1 protein-coding gene is annotated in these 4,247 nt (G+C 44.9%); it reads left to right on the top strand.

The annotated features are described in order from the left end of the window. The coding region (locus ACM0OR_RS27740) for an SdrD B-like domain-containing protein (RefSeq protein ID WP_414579623.1) at nt 1-3,910 on the top strand (3,910 nt) is incomplete at its 5' end. Nucleotides 3,911-4,247: the final 337 nt, after the last annotated feature.

Here is a 4,247-nt window from a genome sequence, read left to right as displayed (position 1 = left end):
CGGTGACTATCAAGTCCAATTCACAGCCCCAGAGGGTTTTGTCTTCTCGACTCCCAACCAAGGTGGCGACGACACATTAGATAGTGATGCCAACACCACCACAGGGTTAACTCAAACAGTCACCTTAACCAGTGGAGAATTTAACAGCACATTAGATGCCGGGTTAGTACAACTAGCTAGTTTGGGTAACTTTGTCTTTGAAGACAAAAATGCCAACGGCATTCAAGATTTAGGGGAAGCGGGTATTAGTAATGCCACAGTCAACCTCTTAGATGCAGCAGGTAATTTCATTGCCACAACCAGCACAGATGGCAACGGACTCTACTCCTTCACCAACCTGCAACCAGGAGACTACAAAGTCCAATTCGTCCAACCCAACGACTTTAACGGCGTCAGTCCCGCTAACGTTGGTGGTGATGATGCAGTTGATAGTGATGGATTACTCTCAGATATCATCAACCTCTCCCCCGGAGAAAATGACACCACTATTGATGCCGGCTTCTACAAAACAGCTTCATTAGGAGACTTCGTCTTCAACGATGTCAACAACGACGGCATTCAAGATATAGGGGAAGCAGGCGTAGGTGCGGTAACTGTTACCCTGATCGGTGGGGGATCAGATGGTATTATCAATGGCATCGGAGATACTAGCGTCACCACAACCACCAATGCCAATGGCAACTACAGCTTCACAGAACTAACCCCAGGACAACAATATCAAGTCGAATTCTCTAACCTACCTGCGGGATATCAATTTACCCAAGCTGATGCAGGTACTAATGATGTTTTAGACTCCGATGCTAATCCCAGCACTGGCAAAACTCAGATAGTCACCCTGACTTCCGGAGAAAATAACACCACCTTGGATGCAGGGGTGTATCAAAATATCGGCGACCTGTCGATCACCAAAACCGACGGTTTAACAACAGTCACTCCAGGACAGGAGATTACCTACACCATCGTAGTCAATAACAATGGTCTGATAACCGCTACTGATGCCCTAGTGAGCGATATCATCCCCAGTCATCTGACTAACGTTACTTGGACAAGCGTGGCAACTGGAGGTGCGAGTGGCAATCAAACCAGTGGTGCAGGCAACATCAACGATTCCGTGACCCTGACAGGAGGCAGTAGCATCACCTATACGGTAAACGCTACAGTCGCTGCCAACGCTGTGCCTCCTAGCTCCAGCAGCAATTCTCCAACCAGCACTTTTAACTTCACTGGCAATAGTCACACAAGTGGAAGTCATGGAAATATTCGGACGTTCACGAAGGACGGCATTTCCGTCAAAACCAGTGCCTTCGCTCGTGACAGTGCGGGTAATTGGAGCAATGCTTATCTAGGTAGCTATACAGGTGGCTTAGGTGTCACGGACAACATCGAAGGAGATGGCTCTGGCGGATTGCATCGTGTGGATAATGTAGGGCAGAACAACTACATTCTGTTTGAATTCTCCGAGTCTGTCATTGTTGATCGTGCCTTCCTTGATTACGTCATGAATGACAGTGATGTTTCTGTGTGGATTGGTAACTTTAACAATCCATTCAATAATCACATCACCTTAAGTGACTCGATTCTCAACAGTTTTGGCTTCACAGAAGTCAACCTAGGGGGTAGTAGCGATCGCTGGGCAGATATCAATGCCAGTGACATTGTTGGTAATACTCTAGTAATTGCGGCTTGGACAGAAGATCCATCACCAGAAGACAGATTCAAAATTCAGTATTTAGATGTCCAGAAACCTGTCACACCACCAACTGTTTCTCTAAGCAACACTGCTACAGTCACTGCTCCCACTGGTTTCACTGATACCAACCCCAACAACAATACTGCCACTGATACTAATACTATTGTTCCAGTCTCTACTGTCAAAATCGGCGATCGCGTTTGGTACGATGCTGATGGAGATGGTGTTCAAGATACAGGTGAATCCGGCGTTGCAGGAGTCAATGTCAAATTATTTAACCAAGCTGGTACTCAAGTTGGAACAACAACCACCGATGCCAATGGTCTCTACCAATTCACTGTTAACGCCAATAGCACCTACAGCATTCAATTTGTTGAACCCACTGGTTTCGATGGATTCACCATCGCCAATGTAGGTAACGATGTCTCTGATAGTGATGTTGTCAATGTCAACGGAACAACGGCTCAATTCGCAGTCGGAACGACCGATGACTTCACCATTGATGCAGGACTAATCAAAAATATCGGCGACCTGTCGATTACCAAAACCGACGGTTTAACAACAGTCACTCCAGGACAGGAGATTACCTACACCATCGTAGTCAATAACAATGGTCTGATAACCGCTACTGATGCCCTAGTGAGCGATATCATCCCCAGTCATCTGACTAACGTTACTTGGACAAGCGTGGCAACTGGAGGTGCGAGTGGCAATCAAACCAGTGGTGCAGGCAACATCAACGATTCCGTGACCCTGACAGGAGGCAGTAGCATCACCTATACGGTAAACGCTACAGTCGCTGCCAACGCTGTGCCTCCTAGCTCCAGCAGCAATTCTCCAACCAGCACTTTTAACTTCACTGGCAATAGTCACACAAGTGGAAGTCATGGAAATATTCGGACGTTCACGAAGGACGGCATTTCCGTCAAAACCAGTGCCTTCGCTCGTGACAGTGCGGGTAATTGGAGCAATGCTTATCTAGGTAGCTATACAGGTGGCTTAGGTGTCACGGACAACATCGAAGGAGATGGCTCTGGCGGATTGCATCGTGTGGATAATGTAGGGCAGAACAACTACATTCTGTTTGAATTCTCCGAGTCTGTCATTGTTGATCGTGCCTTCCTTGATTACGTCATGAATGACAGTGATGTTTCTGTGTGGATTGGTAACTTTAACAATCCATTCAATAATCACATCACCTTAAGTGACTCGATTCTCAACAGTTTTGGCTTCACAGAAGTCAACCTAGGGGGTAGTAGCGATCGCTGGGCAGATATCAATGCCAGTGACATTGTTGGTAATACTCTAGTAATTGCGGCTTGGACAGAAGATCCATCACCAGAAGACAGATTCAAAATTCAGTATTTAGATGTCCAGAAACCTGTCACACCACCAACTGTTTCTCTAAGCAACACTGCTACAGTCACTGCTCCCACTGGTTTCACTGATACCAACCCCAACAACAACACTGCCACTGATACTAATACTATTGTTCCAGTCTCTAACGTCCTATCAGCTCCTGGTGTGCGAACTCCAGGCTTCTGGCAGAACACAAAGTGGCAAAAATTCTGGGATGGTATTCAAGGCAATGAACCCTCAGAAAAAACAGCAGCCAATTTCCCCGACAGCGATCTTTTATTCGCACCTTATACCAACTCTGCACAACCTGGAAAAGTGCTTGATCCTATAAGCGGACATTATAGTGTAGGGCTACTCATCGGTGACTACAACCGCAATGGTAAAACAGACGCGGGAGAAAATACCATCTTCTATAGCCGCAACCAGGCACTCCAAATTGTTGATGCCTCAGAACATCCCAACGGAGATAAACGGTACGATATAGGTCGCTCTTTGGTTGCTAGTTGGTTGAATTATCTTACTGGCAACCCCATTGATACCGCCAATCCGCACGATAAAGATGCTCGATACTACATCAACGAGGGTATCAATTGGTTGCAAGCCTTCACTCCAGATGAAAATGGTGATAAGAAGGGTGATGGTGCGTTGAACCAAATGACTGGTAGCAGTATCAGTAGCCCACGGGCTGATGATTATTGGAATCACGGCATTTCCAGTGCCTCCAGTTTACCAAGTCCCTACAAATCCAACACCAATGTTCTCTATCCCATCGATCCTGGTAGTGTAATTAATTCTGCACTAGATAACTACAACAACGGTCTGGGTCTTGCAGATAATGTTTTCTACGGAGGAAACGCATAACTGGCTAGAAGGCATCATTTTGATTGATCATTTCGATGAAAATGTTTTTGTCTCTTTTAGTCTTTAATAAGGCTTGGTACTAATTACAAGAATTGATCTGAGAGCATTTAAAAATAATGCTGCTTAGATCAATTCTTGGCAACTGGTTATAATTATTGGTCTTTGTTTGATTATTTCAACTATTCCTATTTCATCAATTAGTTCAGCTACTATTTCTAAGTGATCTATATTTTAAATTTTTGTTTCTGATGTCGCAAACAATCTTTCTAGCTTTAAAATATTTGGCTCTCCTAGAGTGGTTATGATAAAATACTATAAATAAAATAGATAACTGCTC

The organism is Anabaena sp. CCY 9402-a (assembly GCF_963920945.1).
Classification (GTDB): Bacteria; Cyanobacteriota; Cyanobacteriia; order Cyanobacteriales; family Nostocaceae; genus Trichormus; species Trichormus minutissimus.
Note: the sequence above shows the minus strand (reverse complement) of the source record. Positions and strands in the feature narration are given on the sequence as shown.